Below are 18,072 nucleotides of genomic sequence, written 5' to 3' on the forward strand. Positions count from 1 at the left end.
AAAAAAGGGATAATTTTGTACAATCTTGCATGACAAAAAATTTACAAAACAAATTACTTTATCAATTGAACTTTCTAAAATCTATTGGATATGAATATGGTGAAAATCTAAATTTTAAAAATAGTAATACAGAACAAGTAAAATTACCTGATAATATAAAACAATTAGAAGAGCTAGTAAAAAATTGTCATTTATGCCAATTATCAAAGTACAGGGAAAATGTTTTATTTGGAAGTGGAAATATAAATTCTAATATCATGTTTTTAAAAGAATCTCCTACTGTAAGTGAAGATGAAGTTGATGCTTTTTATGTGGGTAAATCAGGTGACTTATTAAAAAACATGATTGAAAAAGTTTTAAAAGTACCTTGTGAAACTGTTTATATAACAAATATAGTAAAATGTATTTCTCCTAATAGTGAAATAAAAGCGGAGCATATTAATAATTGTAAATCCTATTTAGACAAACAAATAGAGTTAGTAAAACCAAAATTATTGGTTATACTAGGAGAAAGTGTATATCGATACTTTACAAGTGATAATACAGCTTTTAGTGAAATTAGAGGTAAAGTTATCCCTAATAATGATTTAGATATTATATGTACTTATGAGCCAAGTTATCTTTTACGAAACCCTTCCTCTAAAGGAGAGGCTTATGAAGATTTATTAAAAATTAAAGCAATTATGGAGCAAATGTGAAACATCTTTATCTTTTAGTCGCAATACTTTTCTTATTTACTGCTTGTGCTAATAAAGAAATAAAAATACCTAATCAAAATAATTCAAAAATTAATAATACTAATACAAATGAAAATATCTATACTCCAAGTTCAATTTTTACTCAAAATAATAATGAAGAATTGGAAGATGAAGATTTTAAAATAGCAATTATATTTCCTTCAAAAGTAGTTGGAAAATATGGTAATTCAACTATTAATAGTGTAATTGGATATTTATTATTCCAAAATAAAAAGTTTGAAATAGAATCATTTGACAGTGAAGATGAAAGCTTTGAAAATATATCTAATACAATGTATGAAATAAAAAATAAAGGATATAAAAAAATTATTGCTTTATTTACAAGTGATGCGTTAAGTAACATCAGAAATATTTCTGCATTTACTGATATGCAAGTATATTTTCCTTTAATAAGTAGAAATGATGCTTATTTTATCACTTCATCTAATTTTATTTATGGAGCTATTTCTTATGAAAATCAAATGAAAAAGCTTTTGGAATTATCAACGGGTGATAATGCACAGTTTTATGAAGATTCAAGTATCGGAAATATGCTAAAAGGTATTTATGAAAGATTAGTTCCAAATATTGTTGTAAATCAAAAAGTAATGCAAAGCAATAATAACTTTAAAAATATGGTTACAAATGAAAGTTTAAAACATACTAATTTGATGATAAATACTACCTTAGTAAAATCTTCTATTATTCTTTCTCAACTTTATGCTTATGAGACTGAAAATGGTGTAATTATGACTACTCAACTTAATTTTGATCCTTTAATTTTATCATTAACTCAGTACGAAGATAGATTAAATCTAATTTTAGCTAGTTCTATAGAAGATACGGATGCTAAATTAACAGAATTATTATATTTGCTCGACACAGATATTAAATATAACTGGGTAAATTATTCAACATTAGTAGGGATTAACTATTTATTTACAAAGAATAAAAATGCCTTAATAAAAAATCAGATTTTAAATCAAGAAGTACTTTATGATACACATTTGTATTATTCTACAAAAAGTAGTTTCAAAAAACTAGAACTTAAATAACACTTTAAAAAAACTCTCAACAACTTTTAGATATAATCGCGTATATTTTATAAAGGGCAAATGCCCTGTTTTGGAGCATGAATTGAGAACGCATTATTGTACAGAAGTTACAGAATCACTTATTGGTCAAGAAGTTACTGTTGCAGGTTGGGTAAATAGTAGAAGAGATCATGGTGGTATTATTTTTATTGATTTAAGAGACAAGGGTGGTTTAGTACAACTTGTTGCTGATCCTGCTGATTGTAAAGATGCTTTAGAAACTGCTGAAAAAGTTAGAGATGAGTTTGTTTTGATTGCAACTGGAAAAGTAAGAGCTAGAGGTGAAGGATTAGAAAATCCAAACTTAGTAACAGGAAAAATTGAAATTGTTTTGTCTGATTTGATTATTGAAAACAGATCAAAACCTATGCCATTTGATTTAGGTGATGAAAAAGTTAATGAAGAGATTAGATTAAGAAATAGATTTTTAGAATTAAGAACAAAAAGATCTTATGATATTTTCAAACTTAGAAGTACAGCAAATATAGCTATTCGAAACTGTTTAAATGAAATGGAATTTTTAGATGTAGAAACTCCAATTTTGACTAAATCTACACCAGAGGGTGCTAGAGATTACTTAGTCCCATCAAGAGTTCATCCTGGTGAATTTTATGCATTACCACAATCTCCTCAAATCTTTAAACAACTTCTTATGGTAAGTGGTTTTGATAAATATTTTCAAATAGCAAAATGTTTTAGAGATGAAGATTTAAGAGCAGATAGACAACCAGAATTTACTCAAATAGATGTTGAGATGAGTTTTTGTACTCAAGAAGATGTTATAAAAGTTGCTGAGAAATTGATTCATGATACTTTTACTGCTTGTGGTAAAGATGTTCCTTCAACTTTCCCAAGAATGACTTATAATGAAGCAATGGAACAATATGGAAGTGATAAACCTGATTTAAGATTTGATATGCCACTTGTAGATGTTATTGATATTTTTGCAAGAAGTTCAAATGAAATTTTTGCTGGTATTGCAAAAGATAAAGCTCATAATAGAATCAAAGCAATTAAATGTCCAAATGGAGATAATATTTTCTCAAAAAGACAAATGAAGGCTTTTGAAGATTATGTAAGAAAATTTGGAGCTCAAGGTTTAGGGTATTTTCAAATGAAAGAAGATGGTTTAAAAGGACCATTAACAAAATTCTTTACAGAAGCTGATTTAGAAGAGATTGTAAAAGTAACAGAACTTGAAGTAGGTGATGTTGTATTCTTTGGAGCTGGGCATAAAAAGATAGTTTGGGATTATATGGGAAGATTTAGACTTCACTTAGCAGATCAAATGGAAATTGTTCCTGCAGATACTTTTAAATTTCTATGGGTAGTTGATTTTCCTATGTTTGAAGTGGAAGATGGAAGAGTAAAAGCTTTACATCATCCATTTACTATGCCAAAAGATTTAAATAAAGATAATCTTGAAGAAATAGAATCTATTGCTTATGATATTGTATTAAATGGTACAGAATTAGGTGGTGGAAGTATAAGAATTCATAAAGAGAATATTCAATCAGAAGTATTCTCTTTAATGGGAATATCAGATGAAGAAGCAAGAGAAAAATTTGGTTTCTTACTTGATGCACTTCAATTTGGTGCACCTCCACATGGTGGATTTGCTTTAGGACTTGATAGAATGATTATGCTTTTAGCTGGTACTGATTCTATTAGAGATGTTATTGCTTTCCCTAAAACACAAAGAGCACAATGTCTTATGACTCAAGCACCAAGCCCTGTTGATGAAGAACAACTAAAAGAGCTAAGTCTAAGAATTAGAAAACAAGCTAATATCTAAGATATTAGTTTTATATAAAAAGGAAGTTTTAACTTCTTTTTTATAAACTATCATAATGAAAAAATTAATATTACTCCTTATTCTTTTATCTACTTTTATTTATGCAAGAGTTTCTTATACAGTAACTATTGAACCACAAAAATTCTTTTTAGAGCGAATTGGGCAAAGTAAGGTAAAAGTTAAAACTTTATATGAAGGTGTAGATTACACTCAAAAATTAGATCATGTATATTTTAGAAGATTTGCTTTTTCGGATGCTTATTTGACAATAGGACTTCCAGTGGAGAAGGAGTATGCAAAAGAACTACTTGGGTATAACAGTGATTTGAAAGTTATTGATACAAGTAAAGATGTTGAAAAACTTTATGATAATGGAAAGGTCAATCCTTATTTTTGGTTAGATCCTTTAAGAGTTAGAAAAGTTACAAAAGTTATGCTTGATATCCTTATAAAAAATGATCCAAATAATAAAGAGTTTTTTGAATTAAATTATCAAACTTTGATGGTGGAGTTAGACAAAATATTTTTACGATTAAAAGATACTTTATTTTATTCTACAAATGCTGTAATGGTTTTCAATGATAAATTAGAATATTTTTTAAATAGATTTGATGTTAGATATTATCGTGCAGAAAATGAAATATTAAGTGGTCCTAAATTTACAGAAATTTATAGACTAAGTAAAGAAAAAAATATAAAATATTTAATAGTTGATAAAAGCATTAATTACAATGTTTATAATACTTGGTCAAATGCAAACAATATGGAAGTTATTCATACTGATATTTACTCTTTTAATTGGTTCGCTGATTTATTTGTTCTTTCAGACAAAATAGCCTCTAAAAAAGAGGAATAAAATGTTTTTACCCACTACAAAAGAAGAGATGGAAAAACTTGGTTGGGAACAACTTGATGTTATTTTAATCTCAGGAGATGCTTATGTTGATTCACCGTTTATTGGTGTGGCAGTTGTTGGTAGAATACTTGAAGACTTAGGTTTTAAAGTAGGAATTATCGGACAACCAAATTTAGAAAATGGTGATATTACAAGACTTGGTGAGCCTAAGCTTTATTGGGGTGTTAGTGGTGGAAGTATTGATTCGATGGTTTCAAACTATACAGCAACTAAGAAGTTTAGAAATAGTGATGATTATACTCCTGGTGGAAAGAATAATAAAAGGCCAGATAGAGCAACATTAGTTTATACAAATCTAATTAGACGGCATTTTAAAAATACAGTTCCTATTGTACTTGGTGGAATAGAAGCAAGTCTTAGAAGAGTTACTCATTATGATTATTGGACAAATAAATTAAAAAAACCCATTCTTTTTGATGCAAAAGCTGATTATATGATTTATGGTATGGGTGAAATTGCAATAAGAGAGTTTACTCAAGCCTTATCAAAGGGTGAAGACCCAAGAAAAGTTAGGGGCGTTTGTTATATCTCAAATGAGCCAAAAGAAGAGTATATACAACTACCTAGTCATGATGATTGTTTAAAAGATAAAAATAAATATATAGATTTATTTGATCATTTTTATCAAAATAATGACCCTATAAATGCAAATGGATTATGCCAAAAAGTTGATACCAGATTTTTGATTCAAAATCCTCCCTGTGATTATTTAGATGAAAAAGAGATGGATTATATTGCTGATTTTAAATATACAAGAGATTTACACCCTTATCATAAGCCAGAGGGAAAAGTAAAATGTTTAGAGACAGTTAAGTTCTCTATTCAAACACACCATGGATGTTGGGGAGAGTGTAATTTTTGTGCTATTGGAGTTCATCAAGGACGAACAATACGAACAAGAAGTGAAGCAAATATCTTAAAAGAAACAAAAGAGTTCACTACATACAAGGACTTTAAAGGTATTATCTCAGACGTTGGAGGGCCAACTGCTAATATGTATGGCTATGAGTGTGGTAAAAAGCTTAAAAAAGGTACTTGTGATGATATTAGATGTGTAGACTTTGATAGACTTTGTAAGGTTATGAAAGTGAATCACTCAAGACATTTGAAACTTTTACAAAACATTAGAAAAGTACCTGGAATAAAAAAAGCTTTTGTTGCTTCAGGTCTTAGATATGATTTTATTAGTGCTGATAAAAAACATGGATATGAATACCTAAAAGAGTTAGTTAATCATCATATATCAGGACAAATGAAAGTAGCACCTGAACATACTTCTGATAGAGTATTAAAACTTATGGGGAAACCAGGAAAACAACCTTTAATAGAGTTCAAAAAGATGTATGATAGACTAAATAAAGAGGCTGGTAAACAACAGTTTTTAACATATTATTTAATAGCAGCACATCCAGGGTGTGAAGAAAAAGATATGCATGAACTAAAACATTTTACAAAACACGAATTAAAAATGAACCCAGAACAAGCACAAGTATTTACTCCTACTCCCGGAACTTATTCTAGTGTGATGTATTATACAGAATTAGACCCAGTAACTAGAAAAAAAATCTATGTTGAAAAAGATACAAAAAGAAAAGAAAAACAAAAAGACATAGTAATTGATAAAAGTTATTACCAAAGAAGGAAATCTGGAGGGACTAGCTTCCAAAGCTAAAAAAAGGGGCAAAACTTATAAGTTTTGCCCCTTTTTTATTTTTATAAAGTAATTTAAAGTGCAGCAATCATATCTTTAGTTACATCTGATACATCTTTTGTACCATCAAGTTCAACAAATACACCCATATCAGTATAAAAATCAATAAGTGGTGCTGTTTGTGCATGATAAGCTTCTAATCTACTTTTTACAGTCTCTGCATTGTCATCTTTTCTAATGATAAGCTCTCCACCACAGTAGTCACATACATTTTCTTCTTTTGAAGGATTAAATTCTACATGAAATGAAGCACCACATTTAGAACAAACTCTTCTTCCTGTAATTCTTCCCACAATTAGTTCATCAGGAACATTTAATGAGATTACTTTATCAAGTAATATTTCCATATCTGCCATTAATTTATCTAAAGCTTCTGCTTGAGCCAATGTTCTTGGAAAACCATCAAGGATAAAACCTTTTTTACAGTCATCTTCAGCCAATCTATCTTTTATAATACCAATAATTGTTGAATCAGGAACTAGCTTCCCTTCATCCATGAATTTTTTTGCTTCCATTCCCATATCTGTATTATCAGCAATAGCTGCTCTTAAAATATCTCCTGTAGAGATTTGAGGAATACCATACTTTTCAATTAAAAATTTTGCTTGTGTTCCTTTACCAGCACCTGGTGCACCAAATAGCATTAAATTCATAGTTTATCTTCCTTAGTTTTTAGGTATTGTATAGAAAAAGCATTTAATAACAAATAAAAAATTTAAATCAATTTAGATATAATCATGCCACTTAAATACAACTAAGGGCATAAATGAAAAAACTATTTTTAATTATTGGAGCACCTGGAAGTGGCAAAACTACAGATGCTCAATTAATAGCTGCAAAACATGATAATATCACTCATTATTCAACTGGAGATATGTTTAGAGCAGAAGTTGCAAGTGGAAGTGAAAGAGGGAAAATTATTGGTACTTATATTAGTGTTGGAAATATAGTACCAATTGACATAGCTATTGAGACAATTTTAGGGGCGATTAAAAAAGCTTCGACAGATGTGGTAATTATAGATGGTTATCCTAGAAGTTTTGAACAAATGTCAGAACTTGACAAATATTTAAAAAATGAAGCTGAAGTTGAATTGTTAAATGTTATAGAAGTAGTAGTATCTCAAGAGGTTGCATGTGATAGAGTTCTTGGACGAGCAAGGGGAGCTGATGACAATGTTGAAGTATTTAATAATAGAATGAAAATTTATACTGAGCCATTAGATGAAATTCAAGAGTTTTATAAAAGAAAGAATCTTTTAAAAAGAATTGATGGGGAAAGAACTATTGATGAGATTGTTGATGAAATCGATAATTTTATTCAATCAAAAATTTAATGAAAAAAGAATTTAACTTTTACTCAGTTATTATTGGAACTGAGCTATTAAATGGGCGTCGAAAAGATGCTCATTTCTCTTTTTTAAATGAACAACTTCTTAAAAGAGGTTGGATACACAAAGCCTCTTTTGTGATTGAAGATGATATTAACTTGATGAAAAATATTTTCAGACTTATTAAGGCTGATAAAAACTCTGTTATGTTTTGTTTTGGCGGTATTGGAGCTACGCCTGATGATTATACAAGACAAATAGCTGCTGAAGTTTTTACAGATGGACAAATGGAATACCATGAAAAAGCAAAAAACTTAATCATAAAACAATTTAGGGAGGAAGCATATCCCCATAGAATTGAAATGTCAAATTTACCCATAAATGCAAAGCTTCTTAAAAATGTTGTAAATAATGTAGCTGGCTTTTATTTAGAAAATAGATTTTTCTTTACACCTGGCTTTCCTTCTATGAGTCAAAGTATGGTTATTGAAGCACTTGATAGTCATTACAAAATAAACAAAGTTAAAAAGTTTAGATTAACGCTTAGTGCTTTTTGTGGAGAAAATAACTTAATAGATATTATGAAAAAAGTTTCAAGCGAAGTTGAGTTGTCATCATTGCCTAAAATTATTGATAACAAAAGAATAGTTGTTTTATCTTTAATATCAAAAGATGAAAAACTAGTAAAAGAAAATTTCTCTATGTTTACTAAATATTTAAATGAAAAACAAATAGAGTATGAATTAAAAGACTTTGATTAAGGTTGATTGTAAAATTTAAATTTGAAGCCTTTATCTTCTTTGTACTTGGATAGATTAAAATCTTCCCAAACTTTTTTACAAAGATTATATCCTTTATCATATCCTGGTTTTGCAAAAGCATGGGCTCTTCCCATATTTTGCCAGACACCTTTTCCTGAAGCATACATAAATGCCAAGTTACATTGAGCTTGAATATATCCTTGTTTTGATGAAGCTTCATACCATTTAACAGCTTCTTTATAATCTTTATCTATAACTATTCCTGTTGTTAAAAACATACCTACTTTATTTTGTGCTGGTGCATAACCTTTTCTTGCAAGTTCTAGAAAATAAGAAAAGGCTTTTTTAGGATCATAAAAATTTGTTTGGTTACTTAAATAAAAAAGTCCTAAATTATATGTTCCTTTGATACTTCCTAAGTAAGAAGCTGCTCCAAAATATTCTAAAGCTTTTTTATAATCTTTAAAAACATATTTCCCTTTAAAATATATTTTCCCTAATTCAAAAAAAGCATCAGGGTCATCTTTTAAAGCTTTTTCTTCATATGTATTTATTAGTTCAAGACTTTTTAATTCTTCACTTATTGAAAGATTATCTTGTGCCATTAAATTCAATACACAAAAAAGTGATAATAGGTATTTTTTCATATTACTTCCCTTTTTAATTCTGTACTTAGTGTGGTTACTATTTCATAAGTTATTGTATTGTGAATTTTTGCTAAAGCTTTAGCATCATCAAACATACAAACTTCTTCATCTTGTGAATCTAATGATAAGTTATCCATTGATATTCTTCCTAAGACTCTAAATCCTTTTGGAGTTTTGTAAGCTTGATTTTCATTTATTCTTAAAAATCCATCTCCATATCCAATATCATAAGTTGAGACTATTATATCTTTGTCTGTTTTGTATGTTCCTCCATATCCCACAGATTGATTTTTTTTCAAGGTTCTTGTTGCAATTTTCTGTGCCCAAAGTGATAAAACTGGTTTCAAATCTATTTTATCAAAGGCAGGTGGATTTCCAATATATCCATAACAAGCTATACCAACTCTAGCAAAATCATCATCCAAATCAGTTGTTCTAAATAGGGCAGCTGAATTACAAGAATGGAACAAAGGCAAGGGTAAAAAAAGTTGTTCACATATTCTTTTCACTTCTTCTTTCACAAGTCTAAAATTGCGCTTTTGCCAAAAGAATTCACTGTTTAGTTCATCTGCTCCTCTATGGTGTGTCATGATACCAGTTAAATTTAAGTTTTGGCTACAAATACCATAAATAGCCTCTTTAAGCTGGTTTTTAGATATGCCATTTCTATGCATCCCTGTGTCAACTTTAAGGTGAACATTCGTATTTTTAGGAAGTTTATATATTTGTTCAAGGTGATTAATTACTATGTGAAAAGAATGTGAATAAGTGTGAAAAACATTCTCAGATAAAATTATAATATCTTCAAAAAATTCTTCAATCTTTAATGCTTCTTTAAGGTTTTTTACGACAGCTTTTTTTATTCCAAATTCTTTTGCAATTTTTGAAATTTCTATAATTCCATGTCCATATGCATTGTCTTTTAATACAACTGCAACTTTTTCTTTTGAACCAGCTTGCTTAGAAATAATATCTAAGTTATGTAGATAATTTTTTTTGTTTATAATAATTCTAGACAATAACTTAACCTTGTTATTTTAGTTTTGATTAAAATGATTTGATATTAGAATACTATCTTTTTCATTTAAAACCTCTTTTAGAGTTTCAATAGATGCTTCTTTTATCTTTTCAAAGGTTCCAAAATAAAGAAGAAGTTTTTTAACCTTTGCTTCACCAATACCTTTTATGTTTAATAAAGAGATTTGTTTATCTTCTGCTCTTTTTTGTTTTTTGTGAAAATTGATAACAAATCGATGAGCTTCATCCCTTTGTCTTTGTACAAAGTGTAATCTTCTATCTGAAGTTAATAATTTAATAGAAGTAATTTCTTCACCTTGTTTATAATGAACAATATCTTTTGCAGCACCTTTTGCTCTATGGGCTTTAAAATCAATTTTTTCTTTTGCAATTGCAATGATATCTAACTTTATACCAACTGATTGCACAATATCATATGCAAGTTTCAATAAAGTAGATCCACCATCAATTACCCATAAATCTGGTGCAGGATTTTTTTCAAAGTTTTCAACTCTTCGTATTAGCATTTCTCTCATTTGAGAGTATTCATCATGGGCTTCTAAGTTGTAGTGTCTAAAATCACTTTTTACAAATTTGTCATTATCCCATACAACCATTGCACCAACAGTCGCTTGTCCCATCATATGTGAGTTGTCAAAGCTTTCAACTCTATTTGGTATTTGAGAGAGATTAAATAACTCTTTAATCTCTTCATAAAGTGTATTTGTACCTTTTGTACTATCTATTCTCAACAATTCGTCACAGTTGTTTAAAGCAACATCTATTATGTCTTTTTTCTTTCCAAGTTTTGGATTGATAATATTTATCTTTTTAACAAGTTTATTTTTTAAGAACTCTTTTATATCTTCCATATCTTCAAGTTCTTTAGCAATAAGTATCTCTTTTGGAATGATAGGAATTTCATTTGAATAATAGTTGATTATAGCTCTTTTATATGCTTCTTCGTAATCAAACTCTTCAGTTTCTTCTACATTTGACTTAAGATAATCATGTGAAGAAGAAGCCAATTTCCCATCTCTAATAAACATTCTTACAATCACAGCTTTTGAGTTGATATTTTTAATAGCAAAAATATCTAAGTTTTCATTTGTAGCTAAATCCATACCTGTTTTTATCTCTGATTTTTCTATAGTTTTTATTCTATCTCTTATTTTCATAGCCTCTTCAAAACGAAAATCATCTGAATACTCTTGCATTTTTACTTTAAGTTTTGAGATTAGTTTTGATTTGTTGTAAATATACTCCATAGAATCATTTAAAATATTTGTATAATCTTCTTTTGAAACTCTATTTTCACATGGGGCTAAGCATTTTTTGATTTGAAAAAACAAGCAAGCCTCTTTTCCTTTTATACATGATTTCTTTTGTACAAGTGGAAAAGTCTCATATATTGAGTCTAATATATCTCTGGCACCAGATGAGTAGGGACCAAAATATTTTATATTTGAACCTTTTAAAACTTTTCTTGTAATTTCTAATCTTGGGAAATCCTCATTTAAATCAACATAAATATAAGGGTAAGTTTTATCATCACGTAGAAGAATATTATATTTTGGTTTTAATTGTTTTATTAGGGAGTTTTCTAAAATCAGGGCATCATGTTCATTTGGTACTACAATCCATTCACATGATTCTACTTGAGTTATCATTTTATAAATTCTAGGACCTAATTTATCAGCAGGTCGAAGTTCGGGAGTAAATTTGAAGTATGATTTTACTCTATTTTTTAAAACTTTTGCTTTTCCAACATAAAGTAAATGTCCATCTTTATCAAAGTATTGATATACACCTGCATCATTTGGAAGCTGTTTAAGTTTGTTTTCTAAATCCATATTGGAATATTAGCGAAAAAAGCCTTTTTAAATGTTGTAATTTTACTAAAATTTTAAGTTAAAATGTAAAGTTAAATGTAAAGCTTATTTAGCAAGAATAATAATTAACAAGGAGTTTATAATGCCACATTTACAATTTGAGATAAATAAAAAAGTAAGCGATGATATAAAAAAAAGTTTTTGTGAAAAGATAAGAAAATCTTTTGCAAAGATAATGGACACGCAAACAGGCCATATCGCTATTTCTATTAGGGAATATGAGCCTTTTGACTTATCAATTGGAAGAGTTGATATTGGTGATGAAGTCTGTTTGATGAATTTAGACATAAGAGAAGGGCGATTAATAGAAAAAAGAAGAGAGTTAGCTTTAGTTTATATGAGCATAGTAAATGATGAATTTAAAATACCAAATAACAATCAATACATAACTTTTACTCAACATGATGGAGAAGATTTTCATTTGATAGAAAAGTATTTATCTTCTTGGGCAAGTGGAGAAGACCCTCTGGCTTAAGTTATATTAATCATATATTTGATACATTTCTTTTTTAATTAGGAGTAATATTGAGTATTATAAAACAAACAATTTATCAATCAAGAAAAAATAAAGAGAAAGAATTAGAAATAAAGCTATACAATTTGAAAAATTTATTGGTAGATTTTGAAGCTTGTGATTATTTTGGCGTATATAAATCAGATGATTGTGATGATGAGTTCTTAGTTTATGAAGAGTGGAAAAGTGAAGAAGATTATGTAGCTTCACAAGATAGTGAAGCCTATAAATCTTTTCAAAAAACATACGATGAATTGGTATTAAAAAAACACAATTTACCAGTTTTTTGATTTAGCAAAATATTTATTTATAAATATTTAGAAGTACATCTTTGTGATGATTTAACTCTTGCATTAATTCATCACCATTATTATTAATATCTGGATGATACTTCTTAGCTAATTCTTTATATTTTTTCTTTATCTCTTCTCTTGTTGGTTCACTTGTAAACCCAAAAAAATCTTTTGCTTTTTGAACTTCATTCATGGAAGGTTGTGCTTTAAAATTACCACTTTGAAAATCTTCATAATTGAATTTAAAACCTTGATTTGCACCTTTGTTAAAATCTCTTCCATTAAAATGAAACTCAAAACCTTGTGTTCTAGCTTGCTCTTTTATATTTTTGATTTTTTTATAGACGAAGAAATAAATTAATAATATAACTACAGCAATAGCAATTAGAAAAGTACCAAAATTTGTAAATATAAGATAAAGTATAAAAAATAGTATCGAAAATCTTATTAGTCTAGAAAAAAAATAGTCTATATTCCCCATAAAAAATTGTAATCCTTGTAAAATTTATTTTAAAGTATATCCATTTTTGTTTGTTTCTCTTATTAATAAGATGTAATTTTCTTTCAAGTAGTTAATTTATTCACCAAATGATAGTTTTGAGAATAGCCAATATGTGTGAGTTCTTTTATCACTTAGAATTAGTACAAATGTAATCATTAATATTGTGTAAAAATATATAAATCAAATAAATTAAAATATTATTTTTAATTTATATCTTTTTTTATAATAGTCTATTTTAATATATTAGTTGTTGATTATCTATAAAAACACAGCAGTTAAGCAAATTTTTAGATCTTCTATACATAGTAGTTAATGCTTCTTTATAATTATTATTTTATAAGATAGATGAATCCTTAATTAGCAATTAAATTATATAATTGTAATATAAATTACATAAGTATTTAAAAAATTTTGGTATTATTATCAATATTAGGATAATATAATGGACTATGATGAGTTTCAAAAAGCTGTTGATGCCTTGGGCATTATAACAAAGCTTGATTATAAAGGTTTGAGAAAGAACTATTTGCGATTATCTAAAAAGTATCACCCTGATGCCGAAGATGGAAGTGAAGAAAAGTTTAAAGAGGTAAATGAAGCTTATAATCTTTTAAAAGCTTATATTGAGAATTATAAATTTTCTTTTGAAAAAGATGAATTTTTAAGTCAATATCCCTCGTTTACAAATTATAAAAATTGGAATAGGTAAAGGAAACTATAATGTTTGATAAAAGAAAAGCGAAAGAACTTGTTTTAGGGGCTTTAATTGCTGATTCTTACTGTTTGGCTTCTCATTGGGTATATGATGAAAAAGAACTAAAAATCTTACAAATAAATTGGGAAGATTTAAATAATGCTTGTTCAATTTGGCATAAAGGCAAAAAAGCAGGGGAATTCACACATTATGGAGATCAACTTTACTTTTTATATGAATTTGTATGTGAAAATGAAGATTTTGATTTAGAAAAATATGTACATTTTTGGAAAGAAAAAATCGAAAAGTATGATGGATACATTGATGGAGCAACGAGAGTTACCCTAGAAAATATTAATGCAAATAAAACTATTCCTTGTGGTTCAGAGTCTACTGATATCTCAGTAATAGGAAGAATCGCACCTTTATTACTTATTAGTAAAACAAAAAAACAATTTCTTGATAATGTTGAAAAGTTTGTTAAATCAACCCATGATTCTGTAATAGTTGTAGAGGGTGCTAAGTTTTTTGCAAAAGTTTTACTTGATGTATTGGATGATATTGAGATGATGGAATCAATTAAAGAAAGAAAAGATGAATTCTCAACTACTATTCAAAAATATGTTAAAGATGGATTTTCATCTATTGATGATGAAACCTTTGAAGTAATAAGAAAATTTGGTCCAGCTTGTGGTATAGATGAAGCATTTAGTGGAGTTATTCATCTTTTAGGTAAATATACAAACTTTAAAGAAGCTTTAATAAAAAATGCTCAAGCAGGTGGGGATAACTCAGCTCGTGCTATGATTGTATCGATGTTTTTTATAGCTAGATATGGATTAAAAGTAATACCAAAAAATCTTACTAAAATAAAAGTGCAAATAGATATTTCTTAAAATATCTATTTAGAAATAAATATTTGAACTCAAATTTTCTATATGTTTCAAAATATTATTTACATTGTTATATTCGATATTTATAGGGTATAACTCTTTTTTATACTGCAAAATTAAAGATGGGAAATTGAAAACTTTTAGTTCTCTTCTTTTTTCTAAATTTTTTTGAAATAATTGTTCTATTTTTTGACTTTTTAAATCATTTGAAAAGTTTTCTACATCTAATTTTAAATCTTGGGCAAGAGAGATTAAAGTCTCTTCATCACTTGGATTTTTTGCTTCAAGATAATATGCTTTTTGGATTGCATTTATCATTTCGTCTTCCATATTTTGTTCTTTTGCACAAAGTACAGCTTTACAAGCGGGATAGGTTGATCTTCTTGGTTTACAAAGTCTCCAAAAATCATGGTTAAACTTTGCCCCTGTGAATTTTTCAATATCATACCAGACTGTCTGAATCTTTTCTTGCATTTCTTTTGGCATTATTTCATCAGTATCTTTTGCTAGACCACCTAATATATTTATTATCTCAATATTCTTTGGCAACTTCTTTTTTAAATTATCAAGGTCTTTTTTAAAAGCATAACACCAAGAACACATGGGATCGTGGATATAGTATAATTTATTTTTCATAAATTTATTTTACCCTTTATATCTTAAAGTTAAAAAATTAGAAATTAAGTGAAATAATATAAAAAATTAATATAATACTATTTTAAATAGGAGTTATTAGTATGAAAGATCTTGTAGATGCATTAAATAAAGATAAACATTATACAGAGATTGTACTTGCTGGGGGATTATTTCTTGTAGCATTGTATTATCATATGTTAATGGATTTTATTATTTATATGTTATATTTTGTAATATACTTAGAAATAACAAGAACAGTAATAAATTATATTAGAGAAAAAACTGTTGTTCTTTCAATAATTGTTGATGCCTTTATCATACTTACTTTAAGAGAATTAATTGTAAATGTTGTAAAAATCAATAATGAAAAATTAAACTCACTTGATGACCTTTTGACAAGTGTTTTAAACTGGAACATTTTTATAATAGCAGGAGTAATTTTATTTTTATTGATTGTGAGATATTTATCTGTAAAAACTTCTGAAACTTATATGTTAGATAAAAAGAAAGAAAAAGATTATATAAAAAACAATGAATTATCATGAGCCATTATATAGACCACCAGCTGAAGCTAACTCTTTAATCTTACAAATTACATTGGGCTGTAGTTACAATAAATGTAGCTTTTGCTCGATGTATGAAACAAAAAAATTTGAAATCAAAAGTATAGAAAAAATCATAAAAGAAATCGATGAGTTTTCTATATATAAAGATGTAAGAAGAGTGTTTTTAGCTGATGGCGATGCCTTATCTTGTGATACAAACTTTTTAGTGCAAATTTTACAGTATCTTAAAAAATCTTTTCCAAAACTGCAAAGAGTAGCTTCATATGCAAGTCCATATAACCTCTTAGAAAAGAGTCAAGAAGAATTAAATTTATTAAGAGAAAATGGCTTGAGTTTAGTTTATTATGGAATTGAAAGTGGAAACCATGAATTACTAAAATATATAAATAAACCTATGAAACCAAGTAAAATGGTAGAGGGTATAAATAAAGCCTATTATGCAAATATGAAAATATCTGCCACAGTAATACTGGGACTTGGTGGGAAAAAATTATCTATACAACACATAGAAGATACTGCAAAATTAGTAAGTGAATGTGAACATATAAATTATCTATCTACTTTGCAATTAGCAGTAAGTAGTACAAAAGAAGATGACTTTTTTAAAAGATTTGAAAATAAAAACCAAGAATTTGTTTTTTGTAGTGATAAAGATATTTTAGAGGAACAAAAAAGATTTATAAGTCTACTTACTCTAAAAAGTCCGATAATTTTTAGATCAAATCACGCCTCAAATGCTTTAGCACTAAAAGGTACACTTCCCAAAGATAAGGATGAATTATTAGAGACTTTAGACAAAGCTATAGAAGATGAATCTATGCTTCGTCCAAAGTTTTTACGAGGTTTTTAAAACCTTGTTATTTTTTAGATTTTTTCTTTGAATCTTTTTTCTTAGACTTCTTTTTTGAGTCTTTTTTCTTAGCTTTTACAGCTTTTTTTGCTTTCTTTTTTTTATCTAGTTTTTTCTTTTTGATAACTTTCTTTTTCTCTTTTTTAGTTGCTTTTTTCTTAGTAGCTTTTTTAGCTTTTAATTTTTTCTCTTCTTCTTTTTTCTTTGCCATATTATGACTCCTTATATAAAATATAGAGAATAGTACTGTTTTATATTAATAATGTCAATAAAATTTTAGTAAAATATCAAAATAATATCAATTTGTAATATTTTTTAGTCCAATAAATATAATATATTAAAATGCTCTTATAAATCATAGGAGTATATTTATGGAAAAAGAACTTTCAAATATAATAGTTGATGATAAAATATTTATTATTAGAGGTATCCAAGTTATGATAGATAGAGATTTGGCAGATTTGTACCAAGTTGAAACAAGAGCGTTAAATCAGGCAGTTAAAAGAAATTTAGAAAAATTCCCTTATGGTTTTATGTTTGAACTTACGGAAGAAGAAAAAAATGAGCTTATCACAAAATGTGATAAGCTTCAAAGTTTGAAATTTAATCCATCAAAAGTAAAAGCTTTTACTGAACATGGTGTTTATATGTGAAACTCGTTAAGATAAAGTGAACTGCTTCACTTTATTAGAGATGAAACCGTAGATGATATACCAAAGGTATCATCATAGGCTGAAAGCTACTGTATTAAAAAGTAAAGTTGCTACGGATGTAAGTCTATCTATCATGAGAACATTTGTTAGGTTAAAAAATCAAGCTGTACCGTATTTTGATATTATAAAAAGATTAGAGAGTTTAGAAACTAGTGATAAAGAGACAAGAGAACTTTTAAGCAAGGTTGTACAGGTTGTTTCAAATATGCAAGATATTCAAGAAGAGGCGAAAGAGGGAACAAATAAGATTGGGTTTGTTAGAAGATAGGTTTTATTTTAATATTCTCTCTTGAAGACTTAGCAGTCTTCGCTTCTCTTACTTTTTGACCTCGAAAAAGTAAGCAAAAAAGACTGCCGAATTGATGAAGGCTAAGCTACCTTCCAGTTATATATTTATTTCCTGCCCTGCAAAACTCGCTAAAATGACCATTTAGGTCATTTTTTAACGCTCAAACAGTTTCGGGCTTTACCGAAAATAAATATCTAACTTCCAGCTTCATCAAAGGCAGAA

General features: G+C 27.8%; 22 protein-coding genes. 15 read left to right on the forward strand and 7 right to left on the reverse strand.

The window, feature by feature from the left end; all coding sequences use genetic code 11:
- Positions 1-29: 29 nt before the first annotated feature.
- The 5 genes from ACNI3D_RS05975 (at position 30) to ACNI3D_RS05995 (ending at position 6,214) form a co-directional block, all read left to right on the forward strand.
- Positions 30-698: a uracil-DNA glycosylase gene (locus ACNI3D_RS05975; RefSeq protein ID WP_419768606.1), complete on the forward strand. Its 669-nt coding sequence runs from the start codon at positions 30-32 to the stop codon at positions 696-698.
- On the forward strand, positions 695-1,792 hold the full coding sequence (locus tag ACNI3D_RS05980; RefSeq protein ID WP_419768607.1) for a hypothetical protein: 1,098 nt from the start codon (positions 695-697) through the stop codon (positions 1,790-1,792). Before ACNI3D_RS05975 ends, ACNI3D_RS05980 begins: the two co-directional genes overlap by 4 nt.
- Before the next feature lie 82 nt (positions 1,793-1,874).
- On the forward strand, positions 1,875-3,626 hold the full coding sequence (aspS, locus tag ACNI3D_RS05985) for an aspartate--tRNA ligase (RefSeq protein WP_129101172.1): 1,752 nt from the start codon (positions 1,875-1,877) through the stop codon (positions 3,624-3,626).
- A 55-nt stretch (positions 3,627-3,681) separates the two neighbouring features.
- Positions 3,682-4,482 carry a metal ABC transporter solute-binding protein, Zn/Mn family gene (locus ACNI3D_RS05990; RefSeq protein WP_419768608.1) on the forward strand — a complete coding sequence of 267 codons (801 nt, stop codon included), beginning with the start codon at positions 3,682-3,684 and terminating at the stop codon, positions 4,480-4,482.
- 1 nt (position 4,483) lies between these two features.
- Entirely contained in the window at positions 4,484-6,214 is a 1,731-nt protein-coding gene (locus ACNI3D_RS05995) for a YgiQ family radical SAM protein (RefSeq protein WP_419768609.1), read from the forward strand.
- A gap of 53 nt (positions 6,215-6,267) precedes the next feature.
- Here ACNI3D_RS05995 and ACNI3D_RS06000 read toward each other — a convergent pair whose 3' ends face one another.
- Entirely contained in the window at positions 6,268-6,906 is a 639-nt protein-coding gene (locus ACNI3D_RS06000) for an adenylate kinase (protein WP_129101175.1), read from the reverse strand.
- 113 nt (positions 6,907-7,019) lie between these two features.
- Between ACNI3D_RS06000 and ACNI3D_RS06005 the strand changes: the two genes are divergently transcribed.
- Both ACNI3D_RS06005 and ACNI3D_RS06010 read left to right on the forward strand, forming a co-directional pair.
- Complete coding sequence (locus ACNI3D_RS06005) at positions 7,020-7,589, forward strand: adenylate kinase (RefSeq protein WP_129101176.1); 570 nt, start codon at positions 7,020-7,022, stop codon at positions 7,587-7,589.
- Positions 7,589-8,344, forward strand: coding sequence for a competence/damage-inducible protein A (locus tag ACNI3D_RS06010; RefSeq protein ID WP_419768610.1), 756 nt, complete (start codon positions 7,589-7,591; stop codon positions 8,342-8,344). Before ACNI3D_RS06005 ends, ACNI3D_RS06010 begins: the two co-directional genes overlap by 1 nt.
- Here the strand turns inward: ACNI3D_RS06010 and ACNI3D_RS06015 are convergent.
- From ACNI3D_RS06015 to uvrC, 3 genes are read right to left on the reverse strand one after another with little or no spacing between them, the layout of a single operon-like run.
- Positions 8,341-8,991: a tetratricopeptide repeat protein gene (locus ACNI3D_RS06015; protein ID WP_419768611.1), complete on the reverse strand. Its 651-nt coding sequence runs from the start codon at positions 8,989-8,991 to the stop codon at positions 8,341-8,343. The two genes, ACNI3D_RS06010 and ACNI3D_RS06015, sit on opposite strands and share 4 nt — an antisense overlap.
- A complete protein-coding gene (locus ACNI3D_RS06020; protein WP_419768612.1) occupies positions 8,988-10,010 on the reverse strand; it encodes an alanine racemase in 1,023 nt (340 codons plus the stop codon). The genes ACNI3D_RS06015 and ACNI3D_RS06020 overlap by 4 nt, the downstream gene beginning before the upstream one ends.
- A gap of 18 nt (positions 10,011-10,028) precedes the next feature.
- Positions 10,029-11,861, reverse strand: coding sequence for an excinuclease ABC subunit UvrC (gene uvrC / locus ACNI3D_RS06025; RefSeq protein ID WP_419768613.1), 1,833 nt, complete (start codon positions 11,859-11,861; stop codon positions 10,029-10,031).
- A gap of 121 nt (positions 11,862-11,982) precedes the next feature.
- Here uvrC and ACNI3D_RS06030 point away from each other — a divergent pair, with 121 nt between their 5' ends.
- On the forward strand, positions 11,983-12,375 hold the full coding sequence (locus tag ACNI3D_RS06030) for a tautomerase (protein WP_419768614.1): 393 nt from the start codon (positions 11,983-11,985) through the stop codon (positions 12,373-12,375).
- 50 nt (positions 12,376-12,425) lie between these two features.
- Positions 12,426-12,704 carry an antibiotic biosynthesis monooxygenase family protein gene (locus ACNI3D_RS06035; protein ID WP_164969774.1) on the forward strand — a complete coding sequence of 93 codons (279 nt, stop codon included), beginning with the start codon at positions 12,426-12,428 and terminating at the stop codon, positions 12,702-12,704.
- Positions 12,705-12,717: 13 nt separating this feature from the next.
- On the opposite strand, the gene ACNI3D_RS06040 is transcribed toward ACNI3D_RS06035, so the two are convergent.
- Positions 12,718-13,188 carry a DnaJ domain-containing protein gene (locus tag ACNI3D_RS06040; RefSeq protein ID WP_419768615.1) on the reverse strand — a complete coding sequence of 157 codons (471 nt, stop codon included), beginning with the start codon at positions 13,186-13,188 and terminating at the stop codon, positions 12,718-12,720.
- Positions 13,189-13,651: 463 nt separating this feature from the next.
- On the opposite strand from ACNI3D_RS06040, the gene ACNI3D_RS06045 reads away from it, so the two are divergent.
- Both ACNI3D_RS06045 and ACNI3D_RS06050 read left to right on the forward strand, forming a co-directional pair.
- Positions 13,652-13,918 (forward strand): DnaJ domain-containing protein, encoded by a 267-nt coding sequence (locus tag ACNI3D_RS06045; protein ID WP_129101184.1) that lies wholly within the window; start codon positions 13,652-13,654, stop codon positions 13,916-13,918.
- Positions 13,919-13,929: 11 nt separating this feature from the next.
- Positions 13,930-14,799: an ADP-ribosylglycohydrolase family protein gene (locus tag ACNI3D_RS06050; protein ID WP_419768616.1), complete on the forward strand. Its 870-nt coding sequence runs from the start codon at positions 13,930-13,932 to the stop codon at positions 14,797-14,799.
- 9 nt (positions 14,800-14,808) lie between these two features.
- Here the strand turns inward: ACNI3D_RS06050 and ACNI3D_RS06055 are convergent, their stop codons facing one another.
- The gene (locus tag ACNI3D_RS06055; RefSeq protein WP_419768617.1) at positions 14,809-15,432 is read right to left on the reverse strand and encodes a DsbA family protein; all 624 of its coding nucleotides are present in this window, start codon (positions 15,430-15,432) and stop codon (positions 14,809-14,811) included.
- A gap of 101 nt (positions 15,433-15,533) precedes the next feature.
- Here ACNI3D_RS06055 and ACNI3D_RS06060 point away from each other — a divergent pair, with 101 nt between their 5' ends.
- Both ACNI3D_RS06060 and ACNI3D_RS06065 read left to right on the forward strand, forming a co-directional pair.
- Positions 15,534-15,977: a phosphate-starvation-inducible PsiE family protein gene (locus tag ACNI3D_RS06060; protein WP_129101187.1), complete on the forward strand. Its 444-nt coding sequence runs from the start codon at positions 15,534-15,536 to the stop codon at positions 15,975-15,977.
- A complete protein-coding gene (locus ACNI3D_RS06065; protein ID WP_419768618.1) occupies positions 15,964-16,848 on the forward strand; it encodes a radical SAM protein in 885 nt (294 codons plus the stop codon). Before ACNI3D_RS06060 ends, ACNI3D_RS06065 begins: the two co-directional genes overlap by 14 nt.
- Positions 16,849-16,855: 7 nt before the next feature.
- On the opposite strand, the gene ACNI3D_RS06070 is transcribed toward ACNI3D_RS06065, so the two are convergent.
- A complete protein-coding gene (locus tag ACNI3D_RS06070; RefSeq protein WP_419768619.1) occupies positions 16,856-17,059 on the reverse strand; it encodes a hypothetical protein in 204 nt (67 codons plus the stop codon).
- A 160-nt stretch (positions 17,060-17,219) separates the two neighbouring features.
- Between ACNI3D_RS06070 and ACNI3D_RS06075 the strand changes: the two genes are divergently transcribed.
- Together ACNI3D_RS06075 and ACNI3D_RS06080 are read left to right on the forward strand one after the other, a co-directional pair.
- Positions 17,220-17,501 carry an ORF6N domain-containing protein gene (locus ACNI3D_RS06075; RefSeq protein ID WP_419768620.1) on the forward strand — a complete coding sequence of 94 codons (282 nt, stop codon included), beginning with the start codon at positions 17,220-17,222 and terminating at the stop codon, positions 17,499-17,501.
- Positions 17,502-17,553: 52 nt separating this feature from the next.
- The gene (locus ACNI3D_RS06080; protein ID WP_419768621.1) at positions 17,554-17,829 is read left to right on the forward strand and encodes a hypothetical protein; all 276 of its coding nucleotides are present in this window, start codon (positions 17,554-17,556) and stop codon (positions 17,827-17,829) included.
- The last annotated feature ends 243 nt before the right edge of the window (positions 17,830-18,072 follow it).

The sequence above is a fragment of the Arcobacter siniprincipis (SeqCode) genome (assembly GCF_048571125.1).
Lineage (GTDB): Bacteria > Campylobacterota > Campylobacteria > Campylobacterales > Arcobacteraceae > Arcobacter > Arcobacter siniprincipis.